Genomic DNA, 20,523 nt, shown 5'->3' with positions numbered 1-20,523 from the left:
AATGGCGGTGGGGCAACACCCGTACCCATACCGAACACGGCAGTTAAGCCCACCAGCGCCGATGGTACTTGGACCGCAGGGTCCTGGGAGAGTAGGTCGCTGCCGGACACAACAACAGGCCTTCTCATAAATAAGAAGGTCTGTTGTTTTTTTCCAAAGAAAATTATTCCTTAAGTATAATCAGGAGAAAAATAAAGGACAAGCTAGTTTTCTTACACTAGTTAAAAATATTTTTCCAAAGCATTTATTGACTTACCCCATATATAGAGTATAAAATAGGTTTAGCCAAGAAATATGCTCTATATCTAGAGCTATATTCTGACAATTTCGCAAGGACGGGGAAGCATATGAAATGCCCGTTTTGTCATGAAACTGCTACCAAAGTAGTGGAATCCCGTACCGCTGATGAAGGCAATAGTATTAGGCGGCGACGGGAATGTGAGAACTGCGGTAAACGATTCACCACTTATGAGAGGATAGAAGAGCGACCTTTACTGGTTATTAAAAACGATGGGCGCCGGGAAGTTTTTTCACCGGAAAAATTAATGCACGGTCTGGTAAAGGCCGTGGAAAAACGACCAGTGTCAATGGAAGTGTTACAGAAAATAGTTACTGAGGTAGAGAGTCAGGTGCGGACCCAATTTGACAAAGAAGTACCTAGTTCTTATTTAGGAGAGCTTGTGATGGAAAAGCTGAGAACAGTGGATGAGGTAGCATATGTCCGCTTTGCTTCAGTTTACCGCCGTTTCCGTGATGTAAATGAGTTTATGGAAGAAATTAAACGTTTTTTGGAGGGCGAGAGCGGATGATCCATTATATCAAAAAACGGGATGGCCGGGTGGTTCCCTTTAATCGGGAGAAGATTAAAAATGCCATTATGGCAGCTGCTCGGGCAGTTGGTGGGGACAATGAGCAATTGGCTGACAGGCTATCGATTGAAGTAGTAAAATACCTGGAGAGCCATCCCGAAGGGCCGGAAGGTACTGTTTCTGTGGAGTATGTTCAAGATGCAGTGGAAAAGGTTTTAATTGAAAATGGACATGCCCAGACTGCCAAAGCGTACATACTTTATCGGAATAAACGCACTAGAATCAGGGAATCGCAATCCGATTTAATGGATGCAGTAGCCGAAATCCTGGTGGAGACTAGCAAGGAAAATGCTAATGTTCAGAATAGCCCGATGGCGAAAATGCTGCAAATAGCCTCTACGGGCAGTAAGAAATACTATTTAACCCGTTTAATGCCGGAGAAGCATGCCCAGGCCCATATCAATGGTGATATTCACATTCATGACCTGGACTTTTTTGCCAAAACCTTGACCTGTGTTCAGATACCTTTAGGGCGTTTGTTGCTAAATGGGTTTAATAATGGACATGGGTTTATACGCAGTCCTAAGGGCATAAAATCGGCAGCTAATTTAACAGCAGTAATTATCCAGTCATCTCAAAACGACATGCATGGTGGACAGTCGGTAGCCTATTTTGATTATGATCTGGCCCCGTTTATACAAAGGGAACGGGAAAGACAGCGCAAAATATTTGCGGAAGTCGGGGTTGAGATCAGTGATGAGCAGTTGGAAAAACTGGTAGATAAAGAGTGCTATCAGGCTATGGAAGCACTGATTTTTAATTTGAATACCATGCATTCCCGAGCGGGAGCGCAGGTGCCGTTCTCCAGTTTGAACTTTGGAACAGATACTTCTCCAGAAGGACGAATGGTTACCAAAAACCTGCTACTGGCCTATGAGGCCGGGTTGGGACGTGGGGAGAACCCGATTTTCCCCAATTTAATATTTAAGCTGAAAAAGGGAGTAAACATGGACCCTGGAGATCCCAACTATGACTTATTCCGTTTGGCCCTGCGGGTGACCTCCAGGAGAATGTTCCCGACTTATGCATTCCAGGATAGCAGTTTTAACGCGCCATATTCCCGGCGCAAAGAAGGGGAGGTAGCCTATATGGGTTGCCGTACCCGGGTAATTGGTAATGTGAATGGGCCTGAGATAACGGAAGGACGTGGTAATGCTTCCTTTACTACCATTAACTTACCGCGACTGGCCTTGAGGGCCCAGGGTGATATCAAAAAGTTTTTTGAACTGCTAGAGGAAATGATGGATTTGGTCAAGGAACAGTTGTTGTTCCGTTTTGATATTCAGCGGCGGCTGAAAGTCAAGGATATGCCTTTTCTGATGGGACAGAATCTCTATCTCGATAGTGATAAACTAGGGCCCAATGACGAAATTTATGAAGCTATTAAGCATGCCACCCTTTCCATTGGGTTTATCGGCTTGGCGGAAACACTGGTAGCTCTGCTGGGTAAACACCATGGTGAGTCAGAAGAGGCCGATGCCCTGGGTGTGGAAATAGTCAAATTTATGCGGGAAAAATGTGACCAGTATACCCGGGAATACAAGTTGAACTTTAGCTTACTGGGAACACCTGCCGAAGGATTGGCAGGACGATTTACCAAACTGGACCAAAAGGAATTTGGTATTATCCCCGGGGTAACAGACCGCATGTACTACACAAATAGTATGCACATTCCGGTGTGGTATAATATTTCGATGTATGATAAAGCCAGGATTGAGGGGAAATATCACAAGTACCTGAATGCCGGACATATCCTTTATCTGGAGTTACCGGCTGCTCCGCAACATAATATCGATGCCCTGGAAGCGATTATTAAGCACATGGCAGCCTGTGATGTAGGCTATGGAGCAGTTAACTTTCCCATAGATTTTTGTAAGGTCTGTGGTTACTTAGGGATTATTAACCACGATAAGTGTCCTAACTGTGGTTCAATCAATGTAATGGAAGAAGAAATAGAATATGACCTGGAGTGGCCCGCTACGGGTACTACTAACTAGATAAAAAGTGAAGAGGAGGGTGTTGATTGATGAAAAGTGCTGTATGTGTACAGGAGAAATTGCCGGAACTGACTCCGGAGCAAATTGCCTATTATCGGCAGAAGGCTCTTTATGCAGCTAATGCCAGGGGCCTGGAGATAACCGGTATTGATGTATATATGACTCCTCAGGGAAAGGTGAAAGTAGTAACCCATTTTGCTCCTTCTAGTATTGAACGGGTACGGCGGGTTACAGGATATTTTTGTAAATTATCTAATTGCAATGATGCTAAATTGCAGGAAATTGCCCAAAGGGTGAAACATTCCCCGCTGGGGATTACATGTGGGTGTAACTGATGATCAGGCTGGCAGGAATTACAACTGAAAGTGTGGTGGACGGGCCAGGGTTGAGAACAGTAATCTGGACCCAGGGCTGTCCCCACCGCTGTCCGGGTTGTCATAATCCTGATACCCATGACCCTGAAGGAGGGGAACTTTGGACCTTTGAACAGGTCTTTGCTGAACTGGAAGGGGACAAGCTGGCAACAGGAATAACTCTTTCAGGTGGGGAGCCCTTCTTTCAGCCGGAAGCCTGTTTGGTTATCGCCCGCTGGGCCAGGGAGAAGGGTAAAAACCTCTGGGTTTTTACTGGCTATACCTGGGAACAATTGATGCGAATGTCAGAAAGCAATCCGGTTATCGGTGAGCTGCTGCAGTTAACAGATGTGCTGGTGGATGGTCCCTATTTAAAGGAACAGCGAGCATTATGGCTGCCTTTCCGGGGTTCTACCAATCAAAGGCTGATTGATGTACCGGCATCTCTGGCTAGTGGCAGCGTATGCATTATTGATGACAACCAGTTTGGGGTGTAAAAGAGAGGCAAAAGCCTCTCTTTTGTTTGCAAAGAAAGATTCTTCCTGATATAATATTGGCGCAAAGAAACTGGGTGAGGTGGAGACAGATGGCAGTGAATATGTTTGTGGACAATATACCCAATGGCTCATCGCTGGACATTCGACGGGGAACCGCTATTCACTTGATAAAATTAATTATCGGTTTTGCTCAAATCAAAGATAATGAAGTGGTTTTTGACCGTTTGCGTATTCAGCAACTGGCAGGGGCTGTGGGCTGTGCTGAAGAGGAGGCAATCCAGCTCTGTCAGCGGGCATATAATGGGGAAAAAGTGGAAGAAATTGTGGACCAGTTGATGGAAAAGGTTCGGGAAGAGAAAGAAAAAATGCTTTCCTTTATTGAAGCGGAAAAAAAGAAATTGTGGCAACAGTAGAAATTGTATGTTATAATTAGACAAAAGTACCTCTTTTGGGAGGGAGGGCTATGGCTGAGCGCAGGCATTTTCGCTGGCATACTCAGCTGCCGTTGTATTTTGAAGTGGCCCAGTTTGGCACATATCCCACTGAGCATTTACGTGGTAAGCGGGGACGGGGGCAGACCTATGACCTGGCAGAAGAAGGTCTCAGTTTTTTTTCAGCTCTGCGCTTACCAGTTAATATGATATTGCTTCTGGAATTAACTATCCCTGAACTGGGGACTTTAAAGCTAAAAGGCCGGGTTGTAAGATCACGGCCCTGGCAGGAGGGATGGTTAACAGGCGTGCAGTTTATTGGATTTAATGGGCCACGACGGCAAGCCCTGAGGGAACACATTGCCCACCAGGTAAAAAGTAAATATCAGCTAATCGAATATTTGTAGTTACCACTAGGGGTGCCCAAAAGGCTGAGAGAAGCTATGGCTTCAACCCTTTGTACCTGATCTGGGTAATACCAGCGAAGGGAAGTGGGTGGAACGAGTGTATACTCTACACCTGTCTCTTCGGGACGGGTGTTTTTTATTTATGAGAGGAAGGATAATAATGCGCGAAAAATTTTTTCGTATGCTAGATGCCAATTTCAACCGCTGTGTGGAAGGATTGCGGGTACTGGAAGATATGGCTCGGTTTATCCTGGAAGAGAAGGAACTGGCGAAGGCTTTAAAGCAGTTGCGACAGGAAATAGGCCTGGCCCGGCCGGAGGAAATTTGGCGATTTAGGGATGTCCAAGGGGATCCGGGAACAGAAGTGACAACACTCCGAGAACAGGAAAGGGCGTCCTGGCAGGCACTAATCAATGCCAATGCCTCCCGTGTGGCAGAGTCTTTGCGGGTGATTGAAGAAGGAAGTAAAGTGCTTTCCGACCTGGAACTGGCCGCTAAGGCAAAAAGATGGCGTTATCAAAGCTATAGTCTGGGGCAAAAACTTTTATTAGCAAGTAAGGCAAAGGAGGAAAATTGAGATGACACAATTGGAGTTGGCCAGAGCTGGGAGAATAACAGCGGAAATGAAACTGGCGGCAGAAGCAGAGGGAATAGCTCCTGAAATTGTGCGGGAAAGGATTGCCGCTGGGGTTATGATCTTACCGGCCAATAAACAGAGGGATCTAGCCCAGCCCAAGTTAATCGGCTATGGGGCGACTACCAAGGTTAATGCCAATATCGGCACCTCTGGTGACTGGCCGGAGGTGGAAAAGGAGCTGGAGAAACTGGAAGTAGCTCTGGCTGCTGGAGCAGATGCCATTATGGATTTAAGTCTGGGGCCCAATCTCCGCCGGGCCCGACAGGAGATCTTAAAGCGCTGTCCGGTACCAGTAGGGACAGTGCCAATTTACGAAGCCGGGTTTTATGGGGAACTCAGCAAAGATAAACTGTTTCAGGTAATCGAGGACCACTGCCGGCAAGGAGTGGATTTTATTACTGTTCACTGTGGCATCAATCGCCGGGTGCTGGAGGAAATTCAGGAAAGTCCGCGGGTATGTGGTATAGTCAGCCGAGGTGGGTCCTTTATCGTTCGCTGGATGCAGGAAACCGGCGAAGAAAACCCTCTTTATGCTCATTTTGATGAGTTACTGGAACTGGTAAGGGAATATGATGTTACACTGAGTTTGGGTGACGGGCTGCGACCGGGTGCTGTTGCTGATGCCACCGATGGACCGCAGATAGCTGAACTGCTAGAACTAGGACGGTTGGTAAAAAGGGCCTGGGCCAAAGGAGTTCAGGTCATGGTGGAAGGACCGGGTCATGTTCCTTTAAACCAAATTGAAACCAATATTAAATTACAGAAGCGTCTTTGCCATGGTGCACCCTTCTATGTACTGGGCCCCCTGGTTACTGATGTGGGTGCCGGGCATGACCACATTACGGCAGCTATCGGCGGAGCGATTGCTGCAGCTGCCGGGGCAGATTTCCTTTGTTATGTGACTCCGGCAGAACACCTGGGCTTGCCAGATGCCGATGATGTACGGCAGGGGGTAATTGCTACCCGAATTGCGGCTCATGCCGCTGATTTGGCTAAAGGAATTGAAAAAGCCTGGAATTGGGATAAAGCGATGAGCAAGGCCCGTAAAGAATTGGACTGGGAACAGCAGCTTAATCTGGCCCTGGATCAGGCTACTGCTAGAGAAATGCGAAAAAGAAAAAACCCGGGACACCGGGCAGAATGCTCTATGTGCGGAGAGTTTTGTGCCATGAAGCAATGTCAATAATTGAAGCGGGCTTTCATAGCCACCACCAGGGGCTGGTTATTCAGGCGTAAACGCCAGTAATATTCACCGGCTACCAGGCGAGGAAAGGGCTGTTGAGTAATAAACAGCAGATAACGGGAAGAAATTACCTGGACGTTTCCTTGCCAGTGAGGGGAAATAAACGGCGTCGGAGGCTGAAAGTCATAGACTTTAACCCACTGATCAGCATATTGTTTGGTGCCCAGGAAGTGAATTTCACCTTCCGAACCGGGCCATGGTAACAAAGGCCATTGGGATAAAGGCCCCGGATAAAGATAGGGCGCGGGATAGCCCGACCAGTTACCACCGCGGTAAAGACCGCGGTGGTTTTCGTCTTCATAGAGGGAAGAATAATAAAAACTGCGGTCGTGTTGTAGCCAGCGCAGACGTAAAATCCAGGGCGAAGCGGGGTAAGCCAGAAGCAATTGCTCTGGATTCAGGTCAGATTCGGCAAACTGGCTGGTAATTTCGAGAGCCTGGCGAGGAGCAGTGGTCCATGAGTTTACAGCCGCTAGTACCAGCTGTTTGCTAGCGGGAAAATCTGGAGTAGCGGAAAATATGGATGCAGGGTAAAGCAGGTTTATGAAAAAGGCCAACAGGAAAATCAGCCGGTACCTGGCCATACTGACACCTCCAGCCAGGTAATTCGCTGACGTGCCTGGATATTCCTGCTAAGAAAAATGTCTCTTTTTCCCTTCTTTCCGACATCAGAGGCGGGGAATCCAGCCGAAACGCTGTATTTGTTCCGGGGCCTGCCGAATTTGAGCCAGCAAATGGTCGCGGTCCCGGTTGAGAGTGCCTTTTAATACAAACAGATTGGAAGCATGGTTGGAACGAAAGATACAGTTTTCCAGTTCAACCTGGGACAGCAGAAGCTCCAGTTCAGCCAGGAGTGTCCGTTCATCAATGGGCTGGAAGGTACCCTGTAGGACTTCCTGATATAATGGAGCTGCGGGATCGAGCATCAAGGTTAAAGCTCCGAGATAGTGGGGTTGCATAGCTGTTAAGACCCTGGCAGTGGCCTGGGCGTGTTCCTGCCAGAGGCCTTTGCCACCCAGGCCGTTGATGATTGTGACAGAGAGAAGCAGGCCAGCAGCTTTTACCTTTTCGGCAGCATCAATCATGGCCTGGCTGTCTACACCCTTATTGATTTTTTTCAAAATCAGGTCAGAGCCGCTTTCCAGTCCGAGGTAAGCAATGCCCAGCCCTTTTTCTTTCAATAAATGCAATTCTTGTACAGATTTGGTCAAAATACTTTTAGGGCTGGCATAGATGCCGACCCGGTTCACCTGGGGATGGAGTGTTTGAATTAACTCCAGGATGTTAAGGAGATAATCGGTAGGAGCGGCCAGGGCATCGCCATCAGCAAGAAAAACGCGACGGAAATAGGGCCATTGAGTAGCGGACAGCAGGTCTTCCTTAATTTCAGCTACAGGTTTAAGAGCGAATTTTTTATCCTTGTACATGGTACAAAAAGTACAGCGATTATGAGAACAGCCTACTGTTACCTGGAGGATCAGGCTATCTGCTTCACTGGGAGGTCGAAAGATTGCACCCACGTAACCCATAAAATCACCTCAGTTTCATTTTACCATATTTTTTGCTATTATATAGTAACAGATAGTAACAGGAAGATAAGGACGGTGAGAGAGATGCGCAGAGCGGATAATTTTTATGACCGGATCAGACTAAAGATAGCTAACTGGGCGGAGGAAAAAGGGGGAGAAACCAGCCGGAAACTGGTAGACCTGCTTTTATTGGCGCCGGATTTCTTCCTTCTACTGGTGCGCTTATTAAGGGACCCCCGGGTTCCGGCTACAGCTAAATATGGGATAGCGGGAGCAATTGCCTATTATTTCTTGCCACTGGATTTTTTGCCGGAAATCCTGGTAGGGCCTATTGGTTTTGGGGATGATTTGATTTTAGCTGCTCTGGTAATTAATCGTTTATTACAGGCAGCCCCTGATATTGTCGTGGAACACTGGAGCGGTTCAGGAGAGGTTCTGGCCCAGGTGGAAAAAATCCTGAATAATGTCGATAAACTGGTTACTAACAAGGTCTGGAATAAAATCAGAGAGCATTGGCGCAAAATTTCCCGGTAGTGAGGAGTGGAAGCATTGGATAAAAAATATTATCGCGGCTTATTGCTGGATGACTTTCAGCGCCAGGCCATGGATTATGTGGACAATAACCTGTCGGTACTGGTTTCTGCTCCAACAGGAGTAGGAAAAACCTTGATTGCGGATTACACTATTGAAAAATGTTACCGGGAAGGGCGACAGGTTGTTTATACCGCCCCTATCAAGGCTCTTTCCAACCAGAAGTATAAGGATTTCAAACACTATTTTGGTAAGGATGCTGTGGGAATCATAACCGGGGATGTGGTTATTAACAGCAATGCCCCTATTCTGGTAATGACAACAGAAATTTTTCGCAATATGATTTTGACCAGAGACCCGGTTGTGGATATGGTACGCTACCTGATTCTGGATGAAATTCACTACATTAGTGACCTGGACCGGGGCAGTGTCTGGGAAGAAACTATTATCTTCTTGCCCAAACATATTAAGATTTTAGGTTTATCGGCAACCATTCCCAATGCGGAAGAACTGGCCGAGTGGATTGCCTCGATTAAAGGTGAAGAAGTAAAGGTAGTTAAACATCATCAACGGGCTGTTCCCTTAAAGCATTTTGTTTTTGAAAAAACCATGGGGGCTGGTAACCTGAAAAAAGCCATCAAAATCCGGCGTCAAAAACTGGAGGAGATGGCGGAGAGCGGAGTTCCGGCAGGAAAAGGATTGCCTGCGACCACCCATGTGGATTTGGTCAGTTTCTTAAAGGATGAATATCTGCCTGCCTTGTATTTTGTTTTCAGCCGTAAAAAATGCGAAGACTATGCCTATGAGCTATCCCGCAAGTTCAATTTCCTGACCAGAGATGAACGAATTAAAGTGGAACAATACCTGGCTAACAAATCAGCAGAACAGGGGGTTACAGCTAACCTGCTGGCTTTAGAGCGAGTACGTCGGGTGTTATTAAAAGGCATTGGTTTTCACCATGCCGGCATGTTGCCTATAGTAAAGGAAGTGGTTGAGGATTTGCTTACGGCCCGCCTCATCAAAGTCCTTTACTGTACGGAAACTTTTGCTGTGGGTATCAATATGCCGGTGAAAACTGTCTGCTTTGATTCCAATGAAAAATTCGATGGCAAAGATTTTCGGGTTATGACCAATCAGGAGTATTTCCAGATGGCAGGCCGGGCTGGACGGCGGGGAATAGATACTGAAGGTTTTGTATTTTCCATTGTGGATTTAAACTGGCTTAATCCCGACAAGATGGTAAAACCAGATGAAAGAAAACTGGAAAACCTGCAAAGCCGCTTTAACCTGGGGTATAATTCGGTAGTGAATTTGATAGGTCATCACCAAACCGAGGAAGAAATAGAGGAAGTTTTGCAACATAACTTTGCCTATTTCCAGGCCTCCCGAAAAGCTGATTTTTTACAAAAACGTATTCGAGAACTGGAGCAGGAGCTGGCACAAATCCTGGCAGAGCGCTGTGAAGATATTTACAATCTGACCTGTCCCTTGCAGTATCAAACTGCCTGGTCCAGGCTGAAGGCTGACAAGCGGGAGCTTAACCGTCTCTTCCGTACCCGCTGGGGGCGGAGTAAACGTTATGAAAGCAAACGCAAGGAACTGTCCCTGCGTATCAGCCAGAACGAAAGCTTGCTGGCGGAGGTTGTTCCCCGCTTATGTACTGCGGAGCAACAGGGCCACTGTCAGGCCCAGCAGGAAAGATATCGTCGCCTGGATGAGGAAAAGAAGGAATTATATAAAGAGTGGGGGAGGTTAAGCAAGCAAACCAATTTCATCCGGGATTTTCGTTTGAAGCGCCAGCTTTTGCAAAAATTAGGCTTTGTGGATGAAAATAATGCCTTGACTCCCCGGGGCAAGTTTGCTACCCAGATTTATGTTCAGGAGTTGCTGGTAACAGAATTGTATTTTGATGGAGTCTTTCATGAATTTGAACCGGAGCAGATTGTGGCTCTGGTGGCGGCCATTGCCTATGAAAGCCGCAAACACGACTGGTTCAAAAAGGGTCCGGTTTATGATCTGGAACGGATTTACCGACTGATGTTGCCTTTGATTAGGGCGGAGGAGCAAATCCTGAATACGGTAACGGTAGAATTCCATCCTGAAGTTTCCCTCCTGGCTTACCAGTGGAGCGCAGGCCTGGAATTCGCCGATCTGCGCAGTTATTGTAATCTGCAGGACGGAGATATTGTTTCCATCTTCCGCCGTACCATCGATTTACTCCGGCAAATCCGGGGGGCAGCAGCAGCAGATCGCAGTCTGGCGGATAAACTCAGTCATTGTATTAAGTTAATAGATCGCGATGTGGTAGAATTTGTATTGTAGAACCAAAACCGCCGGCTAAAAACGGCGGTTTTAATTTTGGTAAGATTTGTTCCTTGAGTTACACCTTGACCAGTGTTACCATAAAAGCATAGGGGGAGTAAAGCGGAGAAAGAGAGGGGATAAAATGACTAATCTTAAAAGACTGATTTTATTAGTATTGAGTTTCTCCCTGGTTTTAGGTAACTTTATGCCTGTCTTAAGGGCAGAATCAGCAACAGTAATTGTACTGAAAGTAGGCAGTAAAAGTGAAGCTGTTAAACAGGTACAAACCAGATTAAAACAGCTTGGTTATTTTGTCGGACCTATTACGGGGTACTATGGTACTCAAACCAGGGCTGCTGTCCTGCGCTGGCAAAAGGCTAATGGCCTGCCTGCTGATGGAATAATCGGTCCAGTTAGCTGGAATCGCCTGTTTAATGTCAGTGTAACTCGCGGTACAACCGCAACAGCTCAACGGATCTATTTGACGTTGGGCAGTCGCGGGGAACAGGTGAAACGGCTGCAACAGAAACTGAATCAGCTCGGTTTCTACCAGGGGCCAATTACCGGTTACTTTGGTACCTTGACCAGAACAGCAGTGGTAAAATGGCAAAAGTCCAGGGGGTTAGCGGCAACCGGGGTAGTTAACCAGCAGGCCTGGACAGCACTGATGGCCAGCCAGAATCCTGTCAGCCGGGGGGTAACTGCAACCCGCCCAGCCGTACTGGGGCTAGGGGTGCGTTCCAACCTGGTGCTGGAATTGCAGCAATCCCTGAAAACCATGGGATTGCTGACTGTACAACCCACCGGTTATTATGGTTTGTTGACGGTAATGGCAGTACAGGCCTGGGAAAAAGCCAATGGATTAAAAGTCGATGGCATAGTAGTTGAAGAGGAATTAAATAAAATCCGCACTCAGGCTAAAGCTCTGACCAATTTGCTGGGTGGTGCTGAAAAAGGCGCCTGGATTCTGGGCTATACGGCTATTGACTATCCAGGCGATAACCGCTCGGCCCAGAGTGTGGTCCAGAGTCAGGGGCTGGGGGCAATAGCTACCTTTACCTATACCTTTGATAACAATGGTAATCTGAAAGGTAATGCTGACCAGGAAGCTTATACATTGCAGCAGGCCAGGGCCCGGGGGATCAAACCACTGGCTTTGTTACACAACTTTGATTATCGGGCAGGATTTGATAAAAACCTGGCCCGGGCAGTGCTGACTGATCCCGCTAAAAGACAGCGTTTGATCAGCCAGCTGGTGAATGAGGTACAGAATCGCGGTTATCTAGGGGTTAACCTGGATGTAGAAGGAATATATCCGGCAGATGCCCCACACTACCTCGCTTTTCTGGGTGAGCTGAAACAGCAACTAGGGGCAAAAGGCTTATTAACTGTAGTTTCTATCCCGGCGAAAACCAGGGATGATACCACCAGCTCCTGGTCAGGGGGATATGATTATGCGGCTATTGGGCAGCGGGCTGATCTGGTTCAGATCATGACCTATGATGAACACTGGATTGGGGGCCCGGCTGGACCTATTGCCTCTTATCCCTGGACAGAGCAAGTAGTAAAATATGCGGTCAGCAAAATGCCGGCTTCCAAAATTCTGCTGGGCCTGGCCACTTATGGATATGATTGGGTTGGAACCGGTGCTCGCAGTGTAACCTATCCGCAAGCTGTAGCCAGAGCAGCCCAATATGGTGTTAAAGTTAACTGGGATGCTACAGCACTGGAATCCTGGTTTACCTACACCGATGAACAGGGACAAAAACATGAAGTCTGGTTTGAAAACGTAGAAAGCAATGCTAGAAGACTGGTGCTGGTAAAACAATATGGTTTAGCCGGTGCTGGTATCTGGCGGCTGGGCTTTGAGGATTCTGCCTACTGGCAGATGGTTCAGCAATATTTACAGCAATAAATATCCTGAAAAACCGGGCCGACTGGTCCGGTTTTTCTAAATAATAAATTGACTAAAAAATTCAGTCTTGTAGCGAAAATAATGAAGGATTTTGTGATTTTGTGCCGAATATTGTAATAGAGGGCTTGTAACATTAGTAACAAGTGAGGGGCACTAAATGAGGAAGAAACGCTATATCATCAATGGCATATATGGTTTTATTATCGGTCTGCTCATACCCTTTTTCGCTACCGTGGTAGAAATGCTCAGTACAGGGGTTACTTTAAGCTGGCAGGCCTTTTGGGCGACCCATTTTGGACGGGCCTGGTTTTTACTGGTGGATATGGTACCGCCATTAATTGGCATTTTGCTGGCCCGACTTACATTGAGCCAGGAAGAGTTGTTGAATCAACATAAAGAGCTGGTTGCGATTAAAAAACATCTTGAAGAACAAAACCGTCTCTGGGAGACGATTTTTCAAAGTACTCCCATTGCTTATGCCTTGATAGATAAAGATTACACTTTTAAACGGATAAATCGGGCTGCAATAGATATTGTGGGAATGCCGACAGAACGAGTTCTGGAGCGGCATTGTTTTGAGATTTTGGGGCGTAATAGCATTTGTCCCGGGTGTGCGGTAGCCCGTGCTTTTGTTAGCAAGGCGGTAGAGAGTCAGGTTAAAGAAGAGTTCAGTGGAGGACAAAGGCGGATTGTAGAACAAGTAGCAGTGCCCTTGATTGAAAATGGTGCAGTAGAGCAGGTACTGGAAATAATTATTGACAAAACCCAGGAAAGAATGCTACTGCAACAAAGAACAGAGGAAATGCTGGCAACCATTGATATTCTAGTTGGATTAATTGAGTTAAAGGACCAGTATACAGGAGGTCATTCCCAGCGGGTCAGACGCTGGGCAGGTTTATTGGCCAGATATATGAATTTGCCTCAGGAACTGGTGGAACAAATTGAAATGGCTGCCTCCTTACATGATATTGGGAAAATAGGCATTGCCGGCATGATTCTGAATAAACCCCATTGTTTATGTCCGGAAGAAAAGGATATAGTGCGGCGTCATCCGGTTATAGGGCAGGAAGCTCTGGCTGGACTGGAGCAATTTGAAGAGATAGCACTTATGATTCGGTCTCACCATGAACGCTGGGATGGCCAGGGTTATCCCGACGGGCTGGCAGGCAAAGATATTCCTTTAGGGGCACGGATAATCGGAGTGGTAGATGCCTATGATGCCATGATTTCAGACCGGGCTTATCGTAAAGCCCTTGACCAGGATGAAGCCGTAGCTGAGCTTAAAAAAGGTGCGGGTCAGCAATTTGATCCTGAAATCGTCCGTTGTTTTTGCGAGCTGCTGGAAAAGAAAAATAATAATTGAAAAAAAGGTGAAAGATGAGCAGGAATTCACGCAATCATGGCGAATAATCTGTTATTGTATAACAGGATGCTGAGGTGGGTTCTGTGTATTGTAAGATCTGTCCGAACTGTTATGGTGATTCCTATAGTTCATCTTCCCATTTTACCTGGATTTGTCCCTACTGTGGTAAGGATATTACCAGGGAGCAAGGATTGCCTGCCGGTTCGCCCTTGGTTAAGAAAATACTGGAAGAGATTAAAACCGGACAGGAAAAATTAATAAAAAAATAAAAGCAAAAAGCAGGCGTTACTGACCTGCTTTATTATTTGTTAAACCGGATATTATTAGTTGATGGCAGATATTTTCCAGATGATTGATGGGAAATGAGGGTGTATTCGGTTTCAGGATCCAGTGTAAACAGGCAATGCTAACCGCACCAAAACAGGCAGCAGCGGCAGTTTCACAATCGAGTTCAGGTAGAATAAAGCCAGCCTGCTGGCCTTTGCGTAAGCTTTCAGCCCAGAGGGAAATGAAATCACTCAATTGGGAGCGAAACTGGTATTGCAGCTCTGAAGCTCCCCAGACCTCAGTTAAAAGCACCTGGCAGAATAATTTATTATGAGCAAAAAAATTCACCTGTACTTTTATAAGGCTATATATATCCTGGGGTGAGGGGTGGTTCAAGGCTTGCTGGCCGGCGGAAAGCAAAGGTTGCAAGCCATTTCTGATCAGCTTTGCAAATAAATCTTCTTTACTGTCAAAATGATAATACAGAGTTCCTTTGGCAACCTGGGCACGAGCAGCGATTTCATCCATTACTGCTCCGGCATAGCCTTTTTCGGCAAATACCTCCAGGGCTTTGTTGAATATCTGTTGAAGTCGGGGTGAGACCATTTATTTCACCTCTTACCAATAGCTTTTACTTGACAATAAAGGGCGATTTAGGTATTATTTTTGGTGCAAGCCGATGTAGCTCAGCCGGTAGAGCGGCGCACTCGTAATGCGTAGGTCAGGGGTTCGAGTCCCCTCATCGGCTCCAGAGAAATCGAGGCTTCCGGGAGTTTAACCGGAGGCTTTTTTGTTGTATTTGCAAACAGTTTGCAAACCAAAAAGAGCAAAATAAATAAGCCTCAATGCTATTTTACTTTTTTGTAATAATTTTGTCGAGCTTTTCAGCTGCTTCACGTTTTAATCCGAATCCATGAGGCGACCATCCGGCCAGGCACAACATAGTGTTATTATCCTGATAAAGCTGGCCAATCATTATTATATTGTTCAAGAAAGGATGGCACCTTTACCTAAATACAGGAATTACCGGCAAGGAATAGAAAGATCTTTTGAAGCTTCTTGAAAAAGTACCAGGTGTAACTCTTCATCCTTAATTATTCGCTCTAAAAGTTTTTGGATATAAGGATCGTCAATTTGCATAATACGATGACGATAATTAGCTATAGCTTGTTTTTCGGCTTCAATATCAGCTTGTAATTGATCATAAACACTTGTACCGTATTTTATATAACAGCCATTCCAGTAGTGCCCCCAGGTGCTGAAAGCACCTCGAATTCTTGGTTCACCACCTAAAAGTACAATAGTTTCTGCCAGTAATTCCATATGATGCATTTCAGTAATAGCAATACCTTCTAAAAGTTCAGCTATTTTTTTATTTTTTATTCTATAGTGATGATATAAATACTGGGTTATTGCAGTAAATTCGCTGACAAATCCAGCATAATCATCCATCAACAGCTCAGCATAGTAAGGATTTGGAGAAACTACTTTTATTTCTGGATATGGCCCGGCAGCTGCATATTTGTTAGGAGCATGTGCTAGAAAAGGCATAAATATCACCCCTTATGTTATGCTATGCTTTAAGATATGATGTGAAGAAGTGAAAAGTTAAATCAGTAATTCTATCTCCATTCTGCCCCTCATAGATATATAGATGTACTTTAATGCTATTTTCTATGAAGGGGTGGGGAGAATGAACAGAGAAATTTATTTTATTGTTCTATTTATAGCATGTTTATTATTACCTTCGGCAGTTCAGGCTGCCATGAGGGTTGAGGTGGATTTAAGCACCCAGATGGTCAAGGTCTATGATAACAATCTCTTGCTGCGGGCCATGATTTGTTCAACCGGTGCGCCGGGGACGCCAACACCGGTGGGGGATTTTCGCATCCAGGGCAAAGGGCCAATGTTTGTTACTGATTATGGGGTTTCAGCCAAATATTATTCCGCTTTCAACGGGGATTATCTTTTTCATTCCATCCTTTTCGACCGAACCGGGAAACGCCTGATCAGCCGCTCAGTACAAATGTTAGGCCGGCCGGCGTCTCATGGCTGTATTCGCCTGAATCTCTATGATGCCAAGTGGTTACAGGAAAAGGTGCCCCGGGGAACACCGGTAAAAATCAGAAAAAGCGGCAGGGCTGGCATGAAAAAGGAAAAAGTAAAAGTCCAGGTTAATGGCAAACTTTACCCTGCCTGGCTGGATGTACGATGGCTGGAAGGGCAGGCTTATCTGCGGGCACAACAATTATCCTGGTTTATTCCCGGGAAAATGATAATAAAAGGAACATATATACAGTTTGTCCGGGAAAAGACGGTTTTAGAGTTGTTTTTAAGCGAACCGGGGCTTAAAATAAATGGCAGGGAAACAAGGAGCTGTCTTGCGCCTCAGTTATTTGCCGATGGGCCATACTTGCCTTTGCAGCCTGTACTGTCCGCTTTGGGCTACCAGCTGGAATATATGAACAAAGCCAAAGTCATCAAAATCCAAACAGTGATACAGCTCCCCCAGCCTAATGGTACTGAAAATGTAGCTGATGGTGTATATGGCAATATATATAATTAAAGATTGATTGATAACTCTTCCGGGCATAATAACAGAAAAAGTCCGGAGGTGCAGTTATGAAAAGACATGGTCATAAATCCTGGGGAACCTGGACTTCCTGGGGGGGAATCGGGGCAGCAGAGGAATTTTTTCAACTGGGCTGGGGCCCACTGGCTGGAGGCAGTGAGGCAATGATGAACAAGAAGAGTCACAGGGAGGATGACGGATGAAGCGCTTGCAGGAAGAGACCCATGCCTATATCAGCCAGTACAAGGAGGGCTATTTTAAGCCTTTGACCCTGGTAGCGCGGCTGGCAGAAGAAGTAGGAGAGCTGGCCCGGGAAGTAAACCACCAGTTTGGCGAGAAACCCAAAAAACCGGGGGAGCCGCCAGGAGACATAGCTCTTGAACTGGCGGATATCTTATTTATTGTTGTCTGTTTTGCCAATTCTCTGGGGATAGATCTGGATGAAGCCTGGGACCGGATGATGGAAAAGTACCGGACCCGGGATAAAAACCGCTGGACGCCTATAACAGCTGAATCCGAGTAATATTAGCCCCCTGGCCCTCATAAGATGATAGTGAGGGAAGGGGGCTGGATTATGGGGAAAAACCGGAACTGGATTTTCATAACATTTAGCTTAGCGATTATAGCGGTTCTGGCTGCTGCGAGCTGGTGGTGGTTGACCCGCCCTCTTTCCCCTGAACAAATTTTGCAAAACTTGCCCCGGCAGATGGTGCAATTGCAGAGCTATGAATTTCAAAATCGCGCCTGGCTGGAGGTGGATGGGAAAAAACAGGATTTAAGTGATCTGCAGGGAGTAAAGGTTGGCCAGGATGTGCATTTGCAGGGCCAACTGCTTAAAACGCCTCTGGATTACTATCAAGTCAAGGGGAAAATTTATCTGAAAGACCCCTATGGTCGCTGGCAGCAAATGCCGCCACCGCAGGCGGGTAGCCAGGATTTGATTGAGATTTTGCTTTCATCCTGGGGCCTACTGGACTGGGGCCAGGGCCTAAAAGCAACGGACCAGATTACGGAAGCAAAGGTAGCAGGGGTGAATTGCTATCGTATCACTACTACTCCACGCATTACCAATCCCTATCTGAACCAGGCTTTTGGTCAGTTTAAGGGGACATTATGGCTGGATCAAAAAGAAGGAAAACTTTATCGAGTAATGCTGACCGGGACTCATCAGAAAAATCCCGGGGTAAAAATCTTTATTAACCTGGATTTTCGGCGACACAACCAGATTAATCAACCACTAAAACCACCGGTCATACCTTGACCGGTTTCCTTTTTCCGTGTTAAAATTGAAAAACAAACTTGCAGGGAGGACAGAACATGATCGCAGAGGCTGAACGGATTTTATTGTCAGAAGAGGAAATTCAGGCAAAAGTAAAGGAATTGGGAGCAGAAATTTCTTCCTATTATGGGGACAAGCCCATTTTGGCTCTGGGGATACTGAAAGGTGCTATTGTGTTCATGTCTGACTTGATTCGGCAGATCACCTGTCCACTGGAAATAGACTTCATGGCAGTATCCAGTTATGGTTCTTCCACCGAATCTTCCGGTGTGGTTAGAATCTTAAAGGATCTGGACTGCAGCATTGAGGGGAAAAACGTTCTGATTATTGAGGATATTATTGACAGTGGCCTCACTTTGAATTATCTCGTAGAAAACCTGAAATCCCGGGGGCCGGCCAGTGTTAAGATTGTAACTCTGCTGAATAAGCCCAGCCGGCGTAAAGTGAATATTCAAGCTGATTTTAACGGTTTTACCATTCCCGATGAATTTGTGGTGGGCTATGGTCTGGATTTTGCAGAAAGATACCGCAACCTGCCCTATATTTGCGTGTTAAAACCGGAAGCTTATCAGAAATAGGATAGGAGGCCATTAAAGAAATGCAACAGCAGGAAATGGTATTGGTCCTGGATTTCGGCGGTCAATACAGTCAGCTGATCGCCCGGCGCATCAGGGAGTGCAGGGTATATTGCGAAATGCTGCCTTATACCACTTCCCTGGAACGCATTAAAGCCATGAATCCGAAAGGGATTGTCTTTTCCGGCGGACCAGCCAGCGTCTACGGAGAAGGAGCACCGCGGATTGATGCCGCCATCTTTGAGCTGGGAATTCCGATTCTGGGTATTTGCTATGGCATGCAGCTGATGGCTTATACCCTGGGGGGCAAAGTGGACCGGGCTGTTAACCGGGAATATGGCAAAACCGAGCTGCGCATCCTGAAAGAGGATCAAGTTTTTACCGGGATCGAAAGCCCTACCCAGTGCTGGATGAGCCATGGGGATTTTGTAGCTGCTGCTCCGGCTGGTTTTGAGGTGACAGCCCAGACGGAACATACTCCGGTGGCAGCTATGGCTGATTACCAGCGCCAGCTCTATGCGGTACAATTCCATCCGGAAGTGGTGCATACCCCGAAAGGCCAGGAGATGCTGCGCAATTTCCTCTTCAATGTTTGCGGCTGCCATGGTACCTGGAATATGGGCTCCTTTATTGAACAAACAGTAAAGGAAATTCGGGAGCGGGTAGGAGACCGCAAGGTGCTGTGTGCCCTCTCGGGGGGAGTGGATTCTTCCGTAGCAGCAGTACTGGTTCACAAGGCAGTAGGGGATCAGCTGACCTGTGTTTTTGTTAACCATGGCCTTTTGCGCAAAGGGGAAGCCGAACAGGTACGGCGAATCTTTAGCGAGAAGTTTAAGATAAATCTGGTTTATGTGGATGCGGAAGAGCGGTTCCTGAAAAAACTGGCCGGGGTTACTGATCCGGAACGCAAACGGAAACTGATTGGCAATGAATTCATTTATGTTTTCGAAGATGAGGCCAAAAAACTGGGGCAGATTGATTTTCTAGTGCAGGGTACCCTCTATCCCGATGTGGTGGAGAGCGGCACGGAAACAGCAGCTACGATCAAAACCCACCACAATGTGGGGGGCTTGCCGGAAGACATGCAGTTTGAACTGATTGAACCCCTGCGCTGGCTGTTCAAGGATGAAGTGCGAGCAGTGGGTGAGGAACTGGGATTGCCTGCTGAGATCGTCTGGCGCCAGCCTTTCCCGGGCCCCGGGTTGGCGGTACGCATTTTGGGAGAGGTTACCAGGGACAAACTGGATATATTGCGGGAAGCTGATGCGATTGTTACTGAAGAGATCTTTAATGCGGGCTTGAACAAACAGGTATGGCAGTATTTCGCCGTACTGCCTTCCATGAAAAGTGTGGGTGTGATGGGGGATGAACGCACTTATGCATACACTATCGTAGTGCGAGCAGTGACCAGTGAGGACGGTATGACTGCGGACTGGGCCCGCTTGCCCTATGAGCTGCTGGAGCGCATCTCCAACCGGATTGTCAATGAGGTCCCCCATGTGAACCGGGTTGTCTATGATATAACTTCTAAGCCTCCTGGCACCATTGAGTGGGAATAGTTAAGACAAACCCTATAAACCTTGATATTAAAAGGTTTATAGGGTTCATGTTTTATAAAACGTACTAAAAACGTACTATTTTATTCAGTAGCGTTGCATTAATTTTATGAATGGTAGTCAACTATGTTTTGGTCATTACGCATTATGGTATATATGACATTTATGTAATTATATGTAATTAAGGACTCCAGTTCT

23 protein-coding genes, 1 tRNA gene, 1 rRNA gene and 1 riboswitch are annotated in these 20,523 nt (G+C 46.4%); of the genes, 21 read left to right on the top strand and 4 right to left on the bottom strand.

Annotated elements, in window-relative coordinates; translation table 11 throughout:
• From rrf to thiC, 9 genes are all read left to right on the top strand, one after another.
• Window positions 1-108, top strand: a 5S ribosomal RNA gene (gene rrf / locus ULO1_RS00120); the annotation flags it as partial.
• A gap of 239 nt (window positions 109-347) precedes the next feature.
• A complete protein-coding gene (gene nrdR / locus ULO1_RS00115; protein WP_078665622.1) occupies window positions 348-809 on the top strand; it encodes a transcriptional regulator NrdR in 462 nt (153 codons plus the stop codon).
• Window positions 806-2,866 carry an anaerobic ribonucleoside-triphosphate reductase gene (nrdD, locus tag ULO1_RS00110; RefSeq protein ID WP_079932619.1) on the top strand — a complete coding sequence of 687 codons (2,061 nt, stop codon included), beginning with the start codon at window positions 806-808 and terminating at the stop codon, window positions 2,864-2,866. The genes nrdR and nrdD overlap by 4 nt, the downstream gene beginning before the upstream one ends.
• Window positions 2,867-2,895: 29 nt before the next feature.
• Window positions 2,896-3,201 (top strand): hypothetical protein, encoded by a 306-nt coding sequence (locus ULO1_RS00105; protein WP_078665624.1) that lies wholly within the window; start codon window positions 2,896-2,898, stop codon window positions 3,199-3,201.
• Window positions 3,201-3,716 carry an anaerobic ribonucleoside-triphosphate reductase activating protein gene (gene nrdG, locus ULO1_RS00100; RefSeq protein WP_078665625.1) on the top strand — a complete coding sequence of 172 codons (516 nt, stop codon included), beginning with the start codon at window positions 3,201-3,203 and terminating at the stop codon, window positions 3,714-3,716. Before ULO1_RS00105 ends, nrdG begins: the two co-directional genes overlap by 1 nt.
• An 89-nt stretch (window positions 3,717-3,805) precedes the next feature.
• On the top strand, window positions 3,806-4,129 hold the full coding sequence (locus ULO1_RS00095; RefSeq protein WP_078665626.1) for a hypothetical protein: 324 nt from the start codon (window positions 3,806-3,808) through the stop codon (window positions 4,127-4,129).
• 50 nt (window positions 4,130-4,179) lie between these two features.
• Window positions 4,180-4,554 carry a PilZ domain-containing protein gene (locus tag ULO1_RS00090; protein WP_079932617.1) on the top strand — a complete coding sequence of 125 codons (375 nt, stop codon included), beginning with the start codon at window positions 4,180-4,182 and terminating at the stop codon, window positions 4,552-4,554.
• Window positions 4,553-4,654, top strand: a riboswitch (TPP riboswitch). It overlaps the preceding gene by 2 nt.
• 60 nt (window positions 4,655-4,714) lie before the next feature.
• Window positions 4,715-5,131 (top strand): hypothetical protein, encoded by a 417-nt coding sequence (locus tag ULO1_RS00085; protein WP_079906140.1) that lies wholly within the window; start codon window positions 4,715-4,717, stop codon window positions 5,129-5,131.
• A 1-nt stretch (window position 5,132) separates the two neighbouring features.
• Entirely contained in the window at window positions 5,133-6,377 is a 1,245-nt protein-coding gene (gene thiC, locus ULO1_RS00080; RefSeq protein ID WP_078665629.1) for a phosphomethylpyrimidine synthase ThiC, read from the top strand.
• Here thiC and ULO1_RS00075 read toward each other — a convergent pair.
• Together ULO1_RS00075 and ULO1_RS00070 are read right to left on the bottom strand one after the other, a co-directional pair.
• Window positions 6,371-7,018, bottom strand: coding sequence for a hypothetical protein (locus ULO1_RS00075; protein ID WP_078665630.1), 648 nt, complete (start codon window positions 7,016-7,018; stop codon window positions 6,371-6,373). The genes thiC and ULO1_RS00075 overlap by 7 nt on opposite strands.
• An 84-nt stretch (window positions 7,019-7,102) precedes the next feature.
• Entirely contained in the window at window positions 7,103-7,963 is an 861-nt protein-coding gene (locus tag ULO1_RS00070) for a radical SAM protein (RefSeq protein ID WP_078665631.1), read from the bottom strand.
• 84 nt (window positions 7,964-8,047) lie between these two features.
• Between ULO1_RS00070 and ULO1_RS00065 the strand changes: the two genes are divergently transcribed.
• From ULO1_RS00065 to ULO1_RS00045, 5 genes are all read left to right on the top strand, one after another.
• On the top strand, window positions 8,048-8,497 hold the full coding sequence (locus ULO1_RS00065) for a YkvA family protein (protein WP_159446515.1): 450 nt from the start codon (window positions 8,048-8,050) through the stop codon (window positions 8,495-8,497).
• Window positions 8,498-8,512: 15 nt separating this feature from the next.
• Window positions 8,513-10,816: an RNA helicase gene (locus ULO1_RS00060; protein ID WP_079906136.1), complete on the top strand. Its 2,304-nt coding sequence runs from the start codon at window positions 8,513-8,515 to the stop codon at window positions 10,814-10,816.
• A 124-nt stretch (window positions 10,817-10,940) separates the two neighbouring features.
• Window positions 10,941-12,713: a peptidoglycan-binding protein gene (locus tag ULO1_RS00055; RefSeq protein ID WP_079932614.1), complete on the top strand. Its 1,773-nt coding sequence runs from the start codon at window positions 10,941-10,943 to the stop codon at window positions 12,711-12,713.
• Window positions 12,714-12,870: 157 nt separating this feature from the next.
• Window positions 12,871-14,076, top strand: a complete 1,206-nt coding sequence (locus ULO1_RS00050; RefSeq protein ID WP_078665635.1) for an HD-GYP domain-containing protein — start codon at window positions 12,871-12,873, stop codon at window positions 14,074-14,076.
• Between the two features lie 83 nt (window positions 14,077-14,159).
• On the top strand, window positions 14,160-14,345 hold the full coding sequence (locus ULO1_RS00045; RefSeq protein WP_079932612.1) for a hypothetical protein: 186 nt from the start codon (window positions 14,160-14,162) through the stop codon (window positions 14,343-14,345).
• Between the two features lie 16 nt (window positions 14,346-14,361).
• Here ULO1_RS00045 and ULO1_RS00040 read toward each other — a convergent pair whose 3' ends face one another.
• Entirely contained in the window at window positions 14,362-14,949 is a 588-nt protein-coding gene (locus ULO1_RS00040; protein ID WP_078665637.1) for a TetR/AcrR family transcriptional regulator, read from the bottom strand.
• A 69-nt stretch (window positions 14,950-15,018) separates the two neighbouring features.
• Here ULO1_RS00040 and ULO1_RS00035 point away from each other — a divergent pair.
• Window positions 15,019-15,094 (top strand) — tRNA-Thr (locus ULO1_RS00035).
• 272 nt (window positions 15,095-15,366) lie between these two features.
• Here the strand turns inward: ULO1_RS00035 and ULO1_RS00030 are convergent.
• Complete coding sequence (locus ULO1_RS00030) at window positions 15,367-15,894, bottom strand: manganese catalase family protein (RefSeq protein WP_079932609.1); 528 nt, start codon at window positions 15,892-15,894, stop codon at window positions 15,367-15,369.
• Between the two features lie 142 nt (window positions 15,895-16,036).
• Here ULO1_RS00030 and ULO1_RS00025 point away from each other — a divergent pair, with 142 nt between their 5' ends.
• Genes ULO1_RS00025 through guaA form a run of 6 tightly spaced genes read left to right on the top strand, consistent with a single transcriptional unit; the run spans window position 16,037 to window position 20,328 of the window.
• Window positions 16,037-16,909, top strand: coding sequence for a L,D-transpeptidase (locus ULO1_RS00025; protein WP_159446798.1), 873 nt, complete (start codon window positions 16,037-16,039; stop codon window positions 16,907-16,909).
• Window positions 16,910-16,965: 56 nt separating this feature from the next.
• Window positions 16,966-17,118 (top strand): hypothetical protein, encoded by a 153-nt coding sequence (locus tag ULO1_RS14630; RefSeq protein ID WP_159071767.1) that lies wholly within the window; start codon window positions 16,966-16,968, stop codon window positions 17,116-17,118.
• Window positions 17,115-17,438, top strand: a complete 324-nt coding sequence (locus ULO1_RS00020) for a nucleotide pyrophosphohydrolase (protein WP_078665640.1) — start codon at window positions 17,115-17,117, stop codon at window positions 17,436-17,438. The genes ULO1_RS14630 and ULO1_RS00020 overlap by 4 nt, the downstream gene beginning before the upstream one ends.
• A 51-nt stretch (window positions 17,439-17,489) precedes the next feature.
• Window positions 17,490-18,176 carry a hypothetical protein gene (locus ULO1_RS00015; protein ID WP_079932604.1) on the top strand — a complete coding sequence of 229 codons (687 nt, stop codon included), beginning with the start codon at window positions 17,490-17,492 and terminating at the stop codon, window positions 18,174-18,176.
• 56 nt (window positions 18,177-18,232) lie between these two features.
• Window positions 18,233-18,772, top strand: coding sequence for a hypoxanthine phosphoribosyltransferase (gene hpt, locus ULO1_RS00010; RefSeq protein WP_078665642.1), 540 nt, complete (start codon window positions 18,233-18,235; stop codon window positions 18,770-18,772).
• Between the two features lie 20 nt (window positions 18,773-18,792).
• Window positions 18,793-20,328: a glutamine-hydrolyzing GMP synthase gene (gene guaA / locus ULO1_RS00005; protein ID WP_079932601.1), complete on the top strand. Its 1,536-nt coding sequence runs from the start codon at window positions 18,793-18,795 to the stop codon at window positions 20,326-20,328.
• Window positions 20,329-20,523: the final 195 nt, after the last annotated feature.

The sequence above is a fragment of the Carboxydocella sp. ULO1 genome (assembly GCF_002049255.1).
In the GTDB taxonomy this organism is placed as follows: Bacteria; Bacillota.
Note: the sequence above shows the minus strand (reverse complement) of the source record. Positions and strands in the feature narration are given on the sequence as shown.